Raw genomic sequence first — 15,627 nt, 5'->3', positions numbered from 1 at the left:
TCTCTATAGACATTAATACCGCCAGCTTTTCAAATCGGCCCCTTTAGGAGCTGACTCTTCGATACGCTTCATAATTTTATCTACATACATCGTATTGTAGCGCAGGCGACTAATGTGATTCGGTTGTGTCGGATCGCCATTCCAGCAATGTTCGGCACGGTCGCCATAAGTTACTTCGCTACTGGCAGGAGGGTTTTTAACGCTTTTTAGAAAATCTTCCATTAGATAGACTGCGTTGTTAAGAAAATAATTATCCATATCTCCGCAGTAAATGTGAATCTTACCGGTCACTTTTGGGCCAAGCGTTTTCCAGTCACGCTTCAGAATGTGCATCAGGTCGTAGTGTTCACGCCAATAAGCCGCAACGGTTGGATCAATTTCGCCAGTTAGCTTATTCCAGACACGTTTTGGATACCCATCGGCTCCTACGGGCGAAAAAACAGCCTCCCAAATGTCGAATTGATCCCCGGATCGATTATGTGTGCCAACGACCAATTCGCGATGGTTCGTTTCCTCAACTGTCCATTGCATTTGTCCTAAATAGTTGCGCTGACCAGGCCGGGGTGTGCGTCGAAACGGTCCTTCAGAATAGTACGCGTTTTTGTCTTTGTAGAGATTAAATACAGTGTACGCATCAAAGGCAATTGGATCTGGGCAAGCCGCAAAACAGCCGTTAAATTCGTCAGGATAAAACACCTGTGCAGCCAAAGCCTCCCAGCCACCTGTCGATCCTCCGTAAGTAAATCGCGCCCATCCCTGACCAATCCCCCGAAATCGTTTTTCAATTTCAGGCAATAGTTCATGCATAATCGCATCACCATAAGGACCTAGGTTTTCGGAGTTGACAGCGTACGAATCGTCGTAGTATGGGTTAGCATGCTGTATCTCAATAATGAGCATTCGGGGAAAGTCCTTGCTTGTCCACTTCTTGTAAAAATCATAGGCCTCCTGCGCCACAATTTTCTTATACCCATAAATATGAAACCGCTTGCTATAATCGGTTGTATCCATATTGGCAGGAGGAGGTGTTTCGCTGAAACCCGAAAAATCGGAGGGGAAGTGGCCGTGAAAAATGCAGAGCGGATAACGCGCTTCGGGATGCTCGTCGAATCCGGCCGGAATGAGTACATGGGCTCCCAGAAACATGGGGCGTCCCCAAAACTCAGTCAGAAGCTTACTCTGAATTTTAATATGCTTCACATATTTCGTGTCTTTTGGTTCTGGTATCGGCGGGATTGCCTGATCCATGATCACAGTAATCCCTTGTTTTACTTTAGCTTTTATGCTGATTTTCTGTGGCTTACTAAAAAGATTGCCGGGAGCGATTCGCCAATTTTGGCCTTCTCCTCTATCCATCGCCAACTTTACCGTATGCCCATCTTTACGCTTGAACGTTTCGTATTTGTGTAAAACGGCCTGCACATAATAATCACCCGGAGCCAGATCGTTCAAACTCCGTTTCGGGTAACCAAATACACTGGCATCGATTATAGCAGGTTGACTGGGTTTCAACGCATTCACATCAATGCCAAATAATTGTGCCGTTTCGACGCCGTCACTTACCTGAAAACGAGGTTCAGATTTATTGGTTTTGGCCAGAATGAGCAGTACTCGCCCATCAAGAGCAACCTTACTCTGGGCATCTGGAAAAGAGATGGAGAACGTCGTTTGGGCGTGCGCAATTGCAGCAAACAGCCCAAATAAAAGGAGTAGACAGTATTTCATCAGGAAGTTCAGGTTGATTTACAGATGGTAAGATACTGAATTTGACAATGATCAACGAAAGCTCTACTGGATTTAGAACAAACAAAACTAGCGCCCAGCCACAAACGGCAGGTGCAAATGCTGGCAAATACATCGCCGTTCAATCAAAGGATAAACCTTTGTATCGAACGACGGGTTAATTTACCGCCGTTGTTTTGAAGTTGCACAGACCATGAAAAACTCCATCAGTATACTGTTATTGCTGGGTGTGGTGCTGTCCTGCAAGAAACGTAAACCAGAGTCTACCCCCTTTTCTATTCAGAGTTTCGACCGTATACAGGAGGTAGTTGGCACTATCGTCATGATTCAGGGAATAAGCTTTGGCCTGATCCTCCTAAAACTGTCGTCAAGTTTGAGGTGGAATGGCAATCATGCGGATTAGACTAAAAGTACAGCCCTTTACCTAAGCAAATCTTGATTACTATGAATCGATATGTTCTTGTACTCATTGGCCTACTACTACGGATTTCAGCAACTCAGGCTCAACCGATCGCTGTCTTAAACACGGCCGACCGTTCAGACGAATCTACGACGACAGAGACAGTTCCCCGCACTACTAAAGCCACTGAGGCTCCCTTTTTCCTAAAAGCGTATGGGTTTTACAGCCTGCTGACACCAGGGACAGAGATCAATTACAGTGGGTCGCAAAGTCAAATCAATTTACCCACCACTTACAAGCCAGTCAATACGCATCTGGGGGCTGGTCCACGCGCTGGTATCGGAGTTGGTCTCATAGTCAGTGATTTCATCAACGTTGGAATTGATGCCGATATCCTTTTCGGAACAGCGCTCAAGGTTGACAACAATGTCTTTATAGGCAGCAATAGTTCAGCTAGCTTCTATAATATTTCGACAACCACAACGCTGAAGGTCTTGTCCATTATGCCCAACATCACCTTCAAAGCCCTCTCGCGACCAGCCTACTACATCTACAATCGACTCGGTTTAATAGGAGGAGTTGTGTTGGATTACAAGACTACTAGTAATTTTCTTGAAACCCCTTCTAAAGGAGCAGTCACTACATCTGTAGGCAACACTACTTACTCAAAAAACTCCCTGGCATTGGGATATCAAGCTGCCCTGGGGATTCAGTTTCGGTTGAGTCAATCTATCCGGGGCTTTGCCGAAGTGGTGGCTTACAATCAATCCTTCAAACCCCGAGAACTTCAGGCTTCCACTACCAGTACAAAAAGTGGAGTAACTACTGTTCAGAGTTCCACTACCGAATTTAAAGATCTGGGCGACTATAATAAATCCAACCCATACGAGCAGCCAAGTTTTAATGTAGCGATCAACAGTGTAGGCGTAGGGGCTGGGCTTGTATTCCGGTTTTAGTTACAGCCCAATTAGTCACTCTAATTCTCATTGCCCGTGATAGGTTGTAAATCTTAGATAAACCGTCAAATCTGCCAACCATGAATCGATTCATTATGCTTCTCATCGGCTTGCTTATGCATGCTGTAACGATACAAGCCCAGTCCACCCTTGCGTCAAATTCTCTGAACCAGTCGGACAGATCCGCTGCACCAGAGGGTGCTCCACGCAAGACCAAAGCTGCCGAGTCTCCTTTGTATGTAAAAGTGTATGGATTGTATGGCTTATTAACGCCAGGGGTGCAGATCAATTACAGTCAGTCGCAAAGTCAGACTGGTATTGCATTTCCATTTAAAACAACGAATAAAGGGTTGGGAGCTGGTCCACGCGCTGGTGTTGGAGTTGGCCTGATCGCCAGCGACTTCATCAATGTGGGCATTGATGCCGATATCCTGTTTGGGTCACCGGTAAAGATCACGAACAGTTATAGTGATGGTTCCTATACGTACACAAACTCATCGAGCACAACACTTCAGGTCTTGTCCATTATACCCAACATTACCTTCAAAGCTCTCTCCCGACCAGCCTACTATATTTATAACCGGCTCGGTTTGGTAGGAGGAGTCGTAATGGATTATACAACGGTAGATAACTCGCTTGATCTTCCTAACAATGGGGTCAGCAGTACGTTTTCAACCACCAGTAAATACACAAAAAACTCCTTGGCACTGGGGTACCAAGCTGCCTTGGGGATTCAGTTTCGATTGAGTCAGGCCATTCGGGGTTTTGTCGAAGTGGTGGCTTACAATCAATCCTTCAAGCCAAAAAGACTTGAAGTTACCAGCAACAACGTAGTTGCGGGAAAACCTACCAACAGTGTTGTTATCACAGACTACAAGGATGATGGCACTATAGTAAATTCTACCACTTCCCAACCAAATCAAGCCTTAAGTTTTAACGTAGCCATGAACAGTGTGGCAGTCGGGGCAGGTCTGGTATTTCGGTTTTAATCGCCCTTGTACTATCGCTCCACTTAAAACTTTTCAACTGCGCCTAAACTTCATATTATGGATGCAGTCATTGGCCAGTGGACTCCTCCTTTTTATCTTACTGGTACACCCTTACATAATCGACTTCCATACGCTGCGGCCAGATACTTTCATCAACGCCCTTTTGACCACCCCAGTTGCCCCCAACGGCCATGTTCAGGATCAGGAAAAATGGTTGCTCAAAGGGCCATTGTGCTATTTCGTTGCCTAGAACTGACTTCTGCACAGTATAATATTTTTGGTTATCTACGAAGAAATCGATCTGGTCGGCAGTCCACTCGATTGCGTAGAGGTGAAAGGCACTCGTAACGTCTTTAATAATTATCTGCTGGCCTTTTTGCGTGCCTTTCACATGATTATAGGCTTCTGTATGCACCGTGCCATGAACAACACCTTCATCGAAACCGACGTGCTCCATAATGTCAATTTCACCGCCGAGAGGCCAGCCGGCCGTAGCAACCTTTTCGCCTAACATCCAGATGGCAGGCCACGTACCCCGCCCAGAAGGCAATTTGGCCAACGCTTCAATCCTGCCATGTTCCCACTTAGTTTTTGTCAGCAACCGGGCTGACGTGTAGTTTTTACCCTCATAAGTTTCTTTCCGAGCTTCAATAATGAGTTTACCGTTTTCGATCCGGGCGTTCTCAGGACGTCTTGCCGTATAATATTGTAACTCATTATTTCCCCACCCGTTTCCACCCACGTCGTAGGTCCATTTAGTTGAATCGGGCAAACCGTTTTTAGTAAACTCATCCGACCAGATCAGCCTAGGAGCTACCAGGCTGGCTGTTTTGCTGTCTGGCATGGCAACATCGGGGCTTTTACAGGCAAGCAAAATAGCAATGGCTATAGTTTTCAACAGCAACAGGTTCTTCATGGTGGTTTAGAAAGTAGAGGTTACTTGTTAGCTGGAAACGCCCATGTCAGAAAGTCCGGCATAATCGCACTCCAGGTTTCCTGATTATGTTTCCCGCCGTTGATTTCAACATATCGAATGTCGGATGAATGAGCGCCGTTGGGGTCACGATGATAGCCTTTTTTTACCAACTCATCAATCAGATCGGTCGTATCGTCGATGGAGTCGATAATCCCATTATTGTTACGATCGCTGGTTTCGTCTTCAGTACCCGTTTCAAACCAGAATTTGAGGTGTTTATTATACTTCCCTTTTCGAACCAGATCGTGCATAATTCGATCGGTTTCGTCTCGGTAACCATCTTCCGTACTTTTGCTACGCCACCAGAACGAACCCGAGAATATGCCTGCTTTGGAAAATTGCTCAGGATGATGAAAGACAATATCAAAAGCCGACAAACCGCCCAACGAAAACCCGGCAACTACCGATTGTGCAGGAGTAGCACTTATATGGTACTGTTTTTTGAGGTATGGCAGTAGTTCAGTCAATATAAAATCGGTGTACAAACCTGCCTTACTACCCCGATTCATATAGTCGGCCTGGGCTGCTGTACCGTACTCCTGAATGCGGTCGCCTGCGTGGATGGCAATAAGCACAAACGGCTGAATGACTCGTTTTTGGTAGAGCGAATCCAGAACAGACGTCATTTTCAATCGAGCTAAATCCTGTCCATCGTTGAGGTACAGAATCGGCAGGTGTTCTTGAAGATGCGTTCTGCTGGAAGCCTGATAACCAGGCGGCAATACGATGTCTAAATGAACGATTCGTTTGAGAGGAACGGAGTATAATGAATCATCGTGCCGGACCGTTACGGTGGGTGGTTCGGCGCAGGTTTGAGCTGGTATAAGGTCAGCCATAAGCGCAAGAAATAACAAAATGATAATCTTCACAAACGACAAAGTAGGCATTTTTTTCGATGCACGCCTTTACCTTTTTTGTCGGAGCCAGCTATTTGTTCTATTTTCAACCGAAATTTTCAACGTTCTCATCAACCAACTAGCATCGTGCAGCAAGATTATCGCAAATGGTATTCGCATCACTTGGGTCGTGATATTGAGATGTTGGTTTATGGCAACTGGGGATATCCAGTATTGCTATTTCCAACCTCTATGGGCCATTATTATGAATACAAAGACTTCGGCTTAACCGAAACTGCCCGCTGGTTTGTGGAGACGGGAAAGGTAAAATTGTATTGTATTGACAGCATTGATCGCGATAGCTGGTATGCCAAACACCTGCACCCCGGCACCCGCATCTGGAATCATGTTCTGTATGACCGTTTCCTGCACGAAGAACTGGTTCCGGGTATTCAGCGGGAGTGTAATGTCCAGAAAATAGGCGTCTCCGGTGCCTCGTTCGGAGGTTATCACGCACTGAATTTTGCGTTCCGGCACCCAGAGCAGGTTGGGCATTTGCTTACTATGGGCGCAGCGTTCAACATCCGGTCGTTTTTGAGTGGATATTACGATGATAACGTCTATTTCAACAACCCACCGGATTTCCTCCCCAATGCTCAGAATAATGAGTTCTATCACATGAACATTATACTGGGAACGTCGGAATACGACTTTTGTAAAGAGGATAATTATCAAATGTCGGGGATTCTGAGTCGTAAAGGAATCCGTCATCAATTGGATGTTAGTCCCTGGGGTAATCATGACTGGCCTGTCTGGAAAGACCAGTTTCCAAGGTATTTAAGCAAAATCTAAAATAAGAGTAAATTTTTAAGCATAGAGGCACAGGGAACGTAGAATTGTATTAATCTGACTAGTAGTCTTTTACAGCTCTTCTTTCCCTGTGCCTCTGTGGTTAAAAATTTACTTAAGCACATCAATATGCTTACCGACGCTCTTACTCGCCTTCGCAATCATATTGACGAAGTGCCCTCCCGGCTGGTTAATTTCTCTGAACCTGAATTAACAGATCATCTCCCAGGTAAATGGTCTCGGAAAGAGATACTGGGGCATTTGATTGATTCTGCTATTAATAATCTGAAGCGGTTTACAGATGCCCAGTCTGCTGAGGGTTCTTATCTAATTCAATCGTACAACCAGAACAAACTAGTTGTTGTCAATCAATATCAAAAGCTTCCTCTGGCTCATCTGTTAACACTTTGGAGTAGTCTGAACAGGCAAATTTTAGCTGTTGCCGAAGCCATTCCGACCGATACACTAAACCGATCAATTCAGATTTCACAGGCAATTCAGCCTGCTGATGTGCGGCAGTTGCATACATTAGGTTGGCTTATTGAAGACTATGTTATACACTTAGAGCACCATTTAAAAACATTATTATAAACTTTTATTCAATTTTATATTCTTTGTGTAATTAACTCATAGCAATGAAGTCGTTTACTAATAATCTCACCTTAAACTCAAAGTTATGTTATGCTAACATTTACACTTGTTCGTCCCAACTTCCGTTCCACCTCTAAAGGTTTACATATGTATGTTCAACGTCGTAATAACCAAGGCTTCATTCTGAGTAACTACGTATGTTCGGTATTGTACAATTGACTTTTTTCTGTTCCACAAAAAGCTCCGTAATTGAAAACGGAGCTTTTTGTTTTTCTGGCCTAACAACTGCAACTTGCTCCGGTTAATGAAATACAAACACTTTAAGTTGTGAATACGCAGTTTATCAACATTGCTTTACTCAGCACTTAACTAATTCATTATGAGCAAGAAATCAAAAATAGGAATTCTTTTTGGCCAGGAAAATACATTTCCACAGGCTTTTGTTGATCGAGTCAACGAGAAACAAAGCGCATTTCCGGCTGAATTTGTAAGCATTGACCAAGTGGAACAAAGCGTTCCAACCGATTACGCAGTAATTATCGATCGTATATCGCAGGATGTCCCATTCTACAAGGCATTTCTAAAAAATGCAGCTTTGACTGGTACAGCCGTTGTCAATAACCCGTTCTGGTGGAGTGCCGACGAGAAGTTTTTCAATAATGCACTGGCGGTTCAACTTGGTGTTCCGGTACCTAAAACCATTTTACTGCCTTCAAAAGAGCGTCCAGACGATACCAACCATAATTCGTTTCGCAACCTGAAACACATGGACTGGGATGGTATTTTTCAGCATATTGGCTTCCCTGCCTTTATGAAGCCTCATGCGGGCGGTGGCTGGAAAAGCGTCTATAAAGTCGACAATCCTGATCAGATGTTTAAGGCATATGACGAAACTGGTCAGCTTGTTATGCTATATCAGGAAGCCATCGACTTTACCGATTATTTCCGGTGTTACTGCATTGGCGGCAAAGACGTTCGTATTATGCCCTACGAGCCACGCAACCCGCATCACCTACGTTACGCGGCCCAAATGCAAACTACCGGCGATGCTGGCAAGAAGTTACTAGCCACAATGACCGACTACGTACTGAAATTAAATCACGGCCTCGGTTATGATTTCAATACGGTTGAGTTTGCAGTACGCGACGGTATCCCCATCGCCATTGATTTCTGCAACCCTGCTCCAGATGCTGATATCCATTCGGTTGGACAGGAGAATTTTGACTGGGTAGTCGAAGCTGCTGCCAACATGGCCATCGAACGGGCGAAAAAAGCGCAAAAAGGCAAAGACAACCTGACTTGGGGAACGTTTGTACGTGGATCTGTAATCAATCAGGAACCAGCAGCCACTCCAAAAGAGGCTAAGTCAACAAAAGGCCCTAAAACAGAAGAAGCGCCCAAAGCTGAAAAAGCACCAAAGGCCGAAAAAGTAAAAGAAGAGAAGCCTAAGAAAGCTAAGAAATAGAATTTTGTCACTAATTGGATCGTGCCGTGACTGGTGATGATCAGTCACGGCACGATCATTGGTAATGGGTATGTGCGAAAGATTCTTTCGTAAAACCCGAAATGAGAGTTATGAATAAACCAGTACAGTACCTAATTTATAGTTTGTTTCTATTTTTTTTAGCCTGCCAACCCATACCAGTAGTCAGAAAACCAGTATTAGTTAGTACAAATCAGATTGTTTTCTACGACAATAGCATTCTGAAAAGATTAAGTTCAAGTAATGACTCATTGATTTACCAACCAGCCGACTACCAGGTAAGTATTAATCGAATTTCGTATCAAACCACTCTCTACGATGGAACACCCATTACAGCCTCAGGCATAGTGTACTTGCCCAGTCAACTTACGGAAACAAAAAAAGCCTATCCTTTGCTCAGTTTCCAGCACCCTACTGCTTACTCCAATGCTGAAGCGCCATCGGGCACTAATTTTGCATCACCGAGCTTCTCCTATCCGCTTTACTTCGCTACACACGGGTACATTGTTGCCTGTCCCGACTACATTGGCTACGGAATTACGGACAAGATTCCCCACGATTATGAATACCGCCAGAGTCTAGCCAACGCAACCGTCGATATGCTTCTGGCAACAAAAGAGTTTTTGGCGCAAAAAAGCCTTACCTGGGCAGGTAAAGTTTTTTTAGCTGGTTACTCAGAAGGGGGCTACGCTACATTATCCGCCCAAAAGCTTCTGGAGAACACGTATAGCACCGAATTTCAATTGGCGGGCTCAAGTTGTGGAGCTGGGCCATATGCTATGCCTGCTTTTTTTGATTATCTGACTAAAAAGCAAACAAGCGGAGGGGTTGCCAACTATCTCTATATCTGGGAGGTGCTATCTTATGATCGTATTTACGCCCTCAATAAACCAATCAGCTACTATTTTAAATCGCCTTATGCTGAACAGATTACCCAGTCGATAGATAATGCTCGGTCAATTACAGCTAGCTTCGACCAACTATGTACAGACCAGTTCAAGGCTGATGTATTAAACCCATCCTCTTCGTTTCGAAAAGCACTGAATGACAATGACCTAACCAACTGGTCTACTCAAACGCCTACTCAACTGATTCATAGCCAACAGGATGAAATTATTCCTTTTTTGACTTCCCTACAAACCTATACCGCTATGAAACAGCAGGGTTCGTCAAAATTGAGTTTAGTTGCCCTAGCAACAGGATTTCACGTTCCTACTGAAGTGATATTTATGCGTCGATCGTTAAACTGGTTCGAGCAATTGAAGAATAAATAAGCCTTTCTAAATGCGGTTTGGCGTTTCGGTCTGCGAACGTTTCTTCTCCTCCAGGTCACGAATACTTGCGTGAATTGAAATTAATACGTCCTGAAAAAACTCCTCAAACTGCTGAGTATAAATAGCCATAGTTAAGGTTAAATTTCTTTGTTTCTGCTTTAAACGAATAAACTGCATATGAGCAATTTTACCGAATATTATTGGGAATATTTGTCCTCAATGGGTTCACCATTCGTCACAAAATAAAACTTCTATATTAATCGGTTCGCGTTTTTTAGCCATATTCGTGCTTTTTCTGAGAGTATAGTAAACTCTATCATCAACGACCATCTTCTTTCTTGTACATGCAAAGACGAGATTTTATCCAGTTGTCTGGCTTAGGCATTGGTGGCCTGCTAACAGCTGGTGTGCCCGTATTTGGCAATCCAGTATCGGCCGAATACCTGCTTGAAGCCAGCGGCCGGGGTGTGGGCATCGATAATGCCGCCAAGAAACGCTTAGCCGACATTGCCCTCAATGCAGCCAAAAGTAAGGGCGCAACCTACACCGACGTTCGTATTGGACGGTATCTGCAACAATTCGTTTTTACTCGCGAAACTAAAGTACAGAACATTACCAGCGCCGAATCGTTTGGCGTAGGTATCCGGGTTATTGCGAATGGAACCTGGGGCTTTGCCGCTACTAGCAACGTAACGCCCGACGCCATTGCCAAGTGTGCCGAAACAGCCGTAGCCATTGCTAAAGCGAATGCCAAACTTCAGACAGAACCGGTTGTACTGGCTCCACAGAAGGGAGTTGGTGAAGTAACCTGGAAGACTCCAATCAAGAAAAATGCGTTCGAAATTCCTGTTCAGCAGAAGATTGATTTGCTGATGAATGTGAATGGAGAAGCCATGAAAAACGGGGCTGCTTTCGTTACATCGAACCTATTTTTTATTAACGAGCAAAAGTACTTTGCCTCGACCGATGGCTCCTACATTGATCAGGATGTGCATCGTATCTGGCCGACGTTCACGATCTCGGCCGTCGACCGGGCTGCCGGAAAGTTCAAAACCCGCGATGCGCTCAGCTCTCCCATGGGTATGGGCTACGAGTATTTAGACGGTTTAGATTCCGAAAAAATAAAGGCGCCCAATGGTCTGGTTGGCTACCGAAATTCATACGACATGCTTGAGGACGCGATTCTGGGCGCGAAACAAGCCAAAGAAAAATTAACGGCCAAAACCGTTCAGCCGGGCAAATACGATCTTGTACTAGATCCCAATCACCTCGGCCTAACCATCCACGAATCGGTCGGCCACCCCACCGAACTCGACCGCGTATTGGGCTATGAAGCCAACTACGCCGGAACCAGTTTCGCTACGCTGGATAAATGGAAATCCAAGACGTTCAACTACGGTAGTAAGCTAGTCAACATTGTGGCCGACAAACTGCAAGTAGGTTCGTTGGGGGCCGTTGGTTACGACGACGAAGGTGTTCCCTGCAAGAAGTGGGATTTGATCAAAGACGGCATTCTGGTCAACTATCAGGCCATCCGCGATCAGGCGGCTATTCTGGGCGAGAAAGAATCGAACGGTTGCTGCTATGCCGACAACTGGGATTCAGTACAGTTTCAACGGATGCCGAACGTATCATTACAGCCGGGCTCTGAAAAGCGCTCTGTTTTCGATATGATCAAAGGCGTTGACAAAGGCATTTACATCATCGGTCGAGGCTCGTATTCTATTGACCAACAACGATATAACTTCCAGTTTGGGGGTCAACTCTTTTACGAAATCAAGAACGGTGAAATAGCTGGCATGCTCGACGACGTGGCTTACCAGTCCAACACTCAGGAGTTCTGGAATTCCTGCGCCCAGCTTTGCGACAAAGACGACTACCGTACGTTCGGCTCGTTCTTCGATGGCAAAGGTCAGCCCTCACAGGTTAGTGCCGTTTCGCACGGTAGTGCTACCACTCGCTTCAACGGCGTCAACGTAATCAATACAGGACGGAAAATATAAGTTTTAGCCGATAGTCATTAGCCCCGCCGTTGCGATCAGTAACGACCTATTAACTAATGACTATCGACTGATAACTATCGACTAAAATCATGGCCATCATCTTAACCAAAGAAGAAGCAAAAAAGATAATAGACAAGGTACTCTCCTACTCGAAATCCGACGAGATGAGTGTCAACCTGTCGGGAGGACGCACGGGAAATATTCGGTATGCCCGTAATGCCGTTTCGACCAGCGGAGAGAGTACGAACCTGTCTTTAGGGGTAACATCGGTTTATGGCAAACGCTCAGGTACAGCCACCATCAATGAATTTGATGATGCCTCGCTGGAAAAGACCGTTCGTCGGGCCGAAGAAATTGCCAAACTGGCCCCCGAAAATCCAGAGTACATGCCCATGCTAGGGCCTCAGACGTATCTGAATACGGACCCATACTCCGAAAATACCGCCAAAATGAACCCGGATTACCGGGCGCAGGCTACCTTCGAAAGTCTTGATCCGTGTCGGAAAAAGAACCTGACTGCAGCCGGATACATGGAGGATTCCACCCGGTTCAATGCCATCGGGAATACCAAAGGGTTGTTCGCGTATAATCGGGAGACATCAGTCGAATTTTCGATCACCGTGCGCACAGCCGACGGTTTGGGTTCAGGATACGCGACTCAGGACGTAACCGACGTATCGAAGCTCAGCACGAAAAACATGACCGAAATAGCCATGCAGAAAGCAATGGCATCGTCGAGCGCACGGGCATTGGAGCCAGGCAAATACACGGTTATTCTGGAACCCGCAGCGCTTGTATCGAACGTCGATGCGTCGCTGATGGTCGCGTTAGTTCGGTCGATGGATGCCCGTAATGCCGATGAAGGCAGGAGCTTCCTAAGTAAAAAAGGGGGCGGTACTCGTCTAGGCGAAAAACTCTTCGATGAACGCGTCACCATTTACTCCGATCCGACCAACATGGAAGTACCGAGCGGTGCTTTCAGTGGCGATGGTCGTCCGCAGGAAAAGATAACCTGGATCGAAAAAGGCGTCGTAAAAAACATGCCTTATTCCCGTTACTGGGCTGAAAAGAAAGGCGTTAAGGCAATTCCTCCCGGAGGCAACTTTATTATGGAAGGCGGCACACAATCGCTGGCTGACATGATTAAGAGTACGGAGAAAGGCATTCTCGTTACTCGGCTATGGTACATCCGTCCTGTTGATCCGCAAACGCTGCTCTATACCGGGCTGACCCGCGACGGTACGTTCTATATTGAAAACGGCCAGATCAAGTTTCCGGTCAAGAACTTCCGCTTCAACGAAAGTCCGGTCATCATGCTCAATAACCTCGAAGCCATGGGAAAACCGGTTCGTATTGGAGGCAATTTAGTACCGCCACTGAAAATCAGAGACTTCACCTTCACAAGCTTGTCAGACGCGGTTTAACCACAAAGATGCACGGAGACACCCTAAGATCCACAGAAGATCATTTAGCAACTGTTACAATTGGGAAAGCAATTGAGGTACATCGGGCTTTAGGGCCAGGTTTACTTGAATCGGCTTATCAGGAGTGTCTATGCTATGAACTTCAAGCCTCTGGGCTTTACGTCGAATGGGAAAAACCGATGCCAATTGTGTATAAAGACATTGTATTGGAACATGGCTATCGACTTGACTTATTAGTTGAAGATCAACCCGTTACCGAACTTAAAACTGTAGAAGCATTGAATGACCTTCATGTGGCGCAGCTTCTAACCTATCTTAAATTTGGCAATCACCGTTTAGGCTTACTTATCAATTTTCGCGTCAAGATGCTGCGAGATGGGATCAAACGACTCACAAATTTTTCTCTGTGAATCTTTGTGTCTTCTCTGTGTATCTCTGTGACCAAAATAAAACAACATGAATCGAAGAGATTTTAACCAACTACTAAGCATGGGAGCTGCGGGTATTATGATACCCTCCCTACCCGCTTTTTCCCGTTCAGTTTCTCCCGAAGCCCTGCTGGAACCTGGCCTGGATGTGGCCGTGAAGAAACGCTTAGCCGATGCAGCTCTGAACGCAGCCAAATCAATGGGCGCTACTTATGCCGATGTGCGGATTGGTCGCTATCTAAATCAGTTTGTCCTGACGCGTGAAAACAAAGTACAGGGCATTATCAATTCCGAATCATTTGGCGTTGGTATTCGTGTCATTGTCAACGGTTGCTGGGGTTTTGCTTCTGTAGGCGATGCCCGAAATGAATCCGTTGTCGCGCAGGCAGCCAAAACGGCAGTATCTATTGCGAAAGCAAATGCCCGACTGTTAACTGAACCGGTGCAGTTAGCCCCACAAAAAGGGTACGGTGAAGTAAGCTGGAAAGCCCCCATCAAGCGAAATGCCTTTGAAGTACCCGTTAAGGAAAAAGTCGATTTGTTGCTTTCCTGCAATGCTGCGGCTATGCAGAACGGTGCCAACTTCGTGAATAACGTGTTGTTCCAGGTAAACGAGCAAAAGTATTTTGCCTCAACCGACGGCACCTATGCCGATCAGGACATTCACCGGATTGGGCCGAGTTTCACCGTAACGGCTGTTGATCCTCAGAACGGAAAATTCTCGACCCGCAACTCGTTGAGTTCACCAATGGGTATGGGTTACGACTACCTTCAGGTTAATCCAAGTGACAAGCAAACCGGCGTTACGACCCGATACAATAAGGGCTACGATATGCTGGAAGATATTACTTTAGCCGCGAAACAGGCCAAAGAAAAATTGTCGGCGAAGTCGGTAGAAGCGGGCAAATATGACCTCGTTCTCGATCCTTCACACCTGTGGCTTACGATCCATGAATCGGTTGGTCACCCCCTCGAACTAGACCGGGTACTGGGCTACGAAGCCAATTATGCCGGAACCAGTTTCGCTACCCTGGACAAATGGGAATCAAAAAACTTCAACTACGGCAGTAAAGAAGTAAATCTGGTGGCCGATAAAACGCAGCAATATTCGCTGGGTGCGGTTGGCTGGGATGATGAGGGTGTAAAAACCAAGAAATGGGACCTGGTTAAGGATGGTATTCTGGTAAATTATCAGGCTATCCGTGATCAGGTGCATATCATCGGCGAGAAAGAATCGCAGGGGTGCTGCTATGCCGATAACTGGAGTTCGGTGCAGTTCCAGCGGATGGCCAACGTATCGCTGGAAGCAGGCAAAACACCTTTGTCGGTCGAGAACATGATCAAGGATGTCAAAAAGGGCATTTACATCATCGGTGATGGCTCCTTCTCGATTGATCAGCAACGGTATAACTTCCAGTTCGGCGGTCAGTTGTTCTATGAAATCAAAGATGGTCAGATTGTCGGGATGTTAAAAGATGTCGCCTATCAGGCTAATACACGGGAGTTCTGGAATTCGTGCGTGGCCGTTTGCGACCAGAGCGATTACCGACTAGGCGGTGCGTTCAACGATGGGAAAGGACAACCTTCGCAATCAAGTGCCGTTTCGCACGGCAGTGCAACAGCCCGTTTCAACGGTGTTAATGTGATCAATACAGCCCGAAAAATCTAGTCAGCA

At 45.8% G+C, this 15,627-nt stretch carries 15 protein-coding genes; 11 read left to right on the top strand and 4 right to left on the bottom strand.

What is annotated here, in order from left to right; genetic code table 11:
• Nucleotides 1-12: 12 nt before the first annotated feature.
• Complete coding sequence (locus GO755_RS21865) at nucleotides 13-1,725, bottom strand: hypothetical protein (protein WP_157587418.1); 1,713 nt, start codon at nucleotides 1,723-1,725, stop codon at nucleotides 13-15.
• A gap of 211 nt (nucleotides 1,726-1,936) precedes the next feature.
• Between GO755_RS21865 and GO755_RS21860 the strand changes: the two genes are divergently transcribed.
• The 3 genes from GO755_RS21860 (at nucleotide 1,937) to GO755_RS21850 (ending at nucleotide 4,088) form a co-directional block, all read left to right on the top strand.
• A complete protein-coding gene (locus tag GO755_RS21860; RefSeq protein ID WP_157587417.1) occupies nucleotides 1,937-2,146 on the top strand; it encodes a hypothetical protein in 210 nt (69 codons plus the stop codon).
• Nucleotides 2,147-2,187: 41 nt separating this feature from the next.
• Nucleotides 2,188-3,099 (top strand): hypothetical protein, encoded by a 912-nt coding sequence (locus tag GO755_RS21855; protein WP_157587416.1) that lies wholly within the window; start codon nucleotides 2,188-2,190, stop codon nucleotides 3,097-3,099.
• A gap of 80 nt (nucleotides 3,100-3,179) precedes the next feature.
• Entirely contained in the window at nucleotides 3,180-4,088 is a 909-nt protein-coding gene (locus GO755_RS21850) for a hypothetical protein (RefSeq protein ID WP_157587415.1), read from the top strand.
• Nucleotides 4,089-4,185: 97 nt separating this feature from the next.
• On the opposite strand, the gene GO755_RS21845 is transcribed toward GO755_RS21850, so the two are convergent.
• Entirely contained in the window at nucleotides 4,186-5,004 is an 819-nt protein-coding gene (locus tag GO755_RS21845; protein ID WP_157587414.1) for a glycoside hydrolase family 16 protein, read from the bottom strand.
• Between the two features lie 20 nt (nucleotides 5,005-5,024).
• On the bottom strand, nucleotides 5,025-5,900 hold the full coding sequence (locus GO755_RS21840) for an alpha/beta hydrolase (protein ID WP_157587413.1): 876 nt from the start codon (nucleotides 5,898-5,900) through the stop codon (nucleotides 5,025-5,027).
• A 147-nt stretch (nucleotides 5,901-6,047) separates the two neighbouring features.
• Between GO755_RS21840 and GO755_RS21835 the strand changes: the two genes are divergently transcribed.
• From GO755_RS21835 to GO755_RS21820, 4 genes are all read left to right on the top strand, one after another.
• Nucleotides 6,048-6,752 (top strand): esterase family protein, encoded by a 705-nt coding sequence (locus tag GO755_RS21835; protein ID WP_317165934.1) that lies wholly within the window; start codon nucleotides 6,048-6,050, stop codon nucleotides 6,750-6,752.
• Nucleotides 6,753-6,878: 126 nt separating this feature from the next.
• Nucleotides 6,879-7,340, top strand: coding sequence for a DinB family protein (locus GO755_RS21830; RefSeq protein ID WP_157587412.1), 462 nt, complete (start codon nucleotides 6,879-6,881; stop codon nucleotides 7,338-7,340).
• 379 nt (nucleotides 7,341-7,719) lie between these two features.
• The gene (locus GO755_RS21825; RefSeq protein WP_157587411.1) at nucleotides 7,720-8,805 is read left to right on the top strand and encodes an ATP-grasp domain-containing protein; all 1,086 of its coding nucleotides are present in this window, start codon (nucleotides 7,720-7,722) and stop codon (nucleotides 8,803-8,805) included.
• A gap of 269 nt (nucleotides 8,806-9,074) precedes the next feature.
• Complete coding sequence (locus tag GO755_RS21820) at nucleotides 9,075-10,097, top strand: lipase family protein (protein ID WP_227687043.1); 1,023 nt, start codon at nucleotides 9,075-9,077, stop codon at nucleotides 10,095-10,097.
• A 6-nt stretch (nucleotides 10,098-10,103) separates the two neighbouring features.
• On the opposite strand, the gene GO755_RS41875 is transcribed toward GO755_RS21820, so the two are convergent.
• Nucleotides 10,104-10,226, bottom strand: a complete 123-nt coding sequence (locus tag GO755_RS41875; RefSeq protein WP_262887027.1) for a hypothetical protein — start codon at nucleotides 10,224-10,226, stop codon at nucleotides 10,104-10,106.
• A 215-nt stretch (nucleotides 10,227-10,441) separates the two neighbouring features.
• Between GO755_RS41875 and GO755_RS21815 the strand changes: the two genes are divergently transcribed.
• The 4 genes from GO755_RS21815 (at nucleotide 10,442) to GO755_RS21800 (ending at nucleotide 15,621) form a co-directional block, all read left to right on the top strand.
• On the top strand, nucleotides 10,442-12,100 hold the full coding sequence (locus GO755_RS21815) for a TldD/PmbA family protein (protein ID WP_157587409.1): 1,659 nt from the start codon (nucleotides 10,442-10,444) through the stop codon (nucleotides 12,098-12,100).
• 89 nt (nucleotides 12,101-12,189) lie between these two features.
• Nucleotides 12,190-13,524 carry a TldD/PmbA family protein gene (locus tag GO755_RS21810; RefSeq protein ID WP_157587408.1) on the top strand — a complete coding sequence of 445 codons (1,335 nt, stop codon included), beginning with the start codon at nucleotides 12,190-12,192 and terminating at the stop codon, nucleotides 13,522-13,524.
• Between the two features lie 8 nt (nucleotides 13,525-13,532).
• The gene (locus tag GO755_RS21805) at nucleotides 13,533-13,934 is read left to right on the top strand and encodes a GxxExxY protein (protein ID WP_157587407.1); all 402 of its coding nucleotides are present in this window, start codon (nucleotides 13,533-13,535) and stop codon (nucleotides 13,932-13,934) included.
• 46 nt (nucleotides 13,935-13,980) lie between these two features.
• Nucleotides 13,981-15,621 carry a TldD/PmbA family protein gene (locus tag GO755_RS21800; protein ID WP_157587406.1) on the top strand — a complete coding sequence of 547 codons (1,641 nt, stop codon included), beginning with the start codon at nucleotides 13,981-13,983 and terminating at the stop codon, nucleotides 15,619-15,621.
• Nucleotides 15,622-15,627: the final 6 nt, after the last annotated feature.

The sequence above is a fragment of the Spirosoma arboris genome, assembly GCF_009754945.1.
In the GTDB taxonomy this organism is placed as follows: Bacteria; Bacteroidota; Bacteroidia; order Cytophagales; family Spirosomataceae; genus Spirosoma; species Spirosoma arboris.
This window is presented reverse-complemented; position numbering and strand designations above follow the sequence as displayed.

Coding starts and splice junctions, on each gene's coding strand:
- GO755_RS21865 (WP_157587418.1), bottom strand. CDS start 1,725: ATGAAATACTGTCTACTCCTTTTATTTGGGCTGTTTGCTGCAATTGCG.
- GO755_RS21860 (WP_157587417.1), top strand. CDS start 1,937: ATGAAAAACTCCATCAGTATACTGTTATTGCTGGGTGTGGTGCTGTCC.
- GO755_RS21855 (WP_157587416.1), top strand. CDS start 2,188: ATGAATCGATATGTTCTTGTACTCATTGGCCTACTACTACGGATTTCA.
- GO755_RS21850 (WP_157587415.1), top strand. CDS start 3,180: ATGAATCGATTCATTATGCTTCTCATCGGCTTGCTTATGCATGCTGTA.
- GO755_RS21845 (WP_157587414.1), bottom strand. CDS start 5,004: ATGAAGAACCTGTTGCTGTTGAAAACTATAGCCATTGCTATTTTGCTT.
- GO755_RS21840 (WP_157587413.1), bottom strand. CDS start 5,900: ATGGCTGACCTTATACCAGCTCAAACCTGCGCCGAACCACCCACCGTA.
- GO755_RS21830 (WP_157587412.1), top strand. CDS start 6,879: ATGCTTACCGACGCTCTTACTCGCCTTCGCAATCATATTGACGAAGTG.
- GO755_RS21825 (WP_157587411.1), top strand. CDS start 7,720: ATGAGCAAGAAATCAAAAATAGGAATTCTTTTTGGCCAGGAAAATACA.
- GO755_RS41875 (WP_262887027.1), bottom strand. CDS start 10,226: ATGGCTATTTATACTCAGCAGTTTGAGGAGTTTTTTCAGGACGTATTA.
- GO755_RS21815 (WP_157587409.1), top strand. CDS start 10,442: ATGCAAAGACGAGATTTTATCCAGTTGTCTGGCTTAGGCATTGGTGGC.
- GO755_RS21810 (WP_157587408.1), top strand. CDS start 12,190: ATGGCCATCATCTTAACCAAAGAAGAAGCAAAAAAGATAATAGACAAG.
- GO755_RS21805 (WP_157587407.1), top strand. CDS start 13,533: ATGCACGGAGACACCCTAAGATCCACAGAAGATCATTTAGCAACTGTT.
- GO755_RS21800 (WP_157587406.1), top strand. CDS start 13,981: ATGAATCGAAGAGATTTTAACCAACTACTAAGCATGGGAGCTGCGGGT.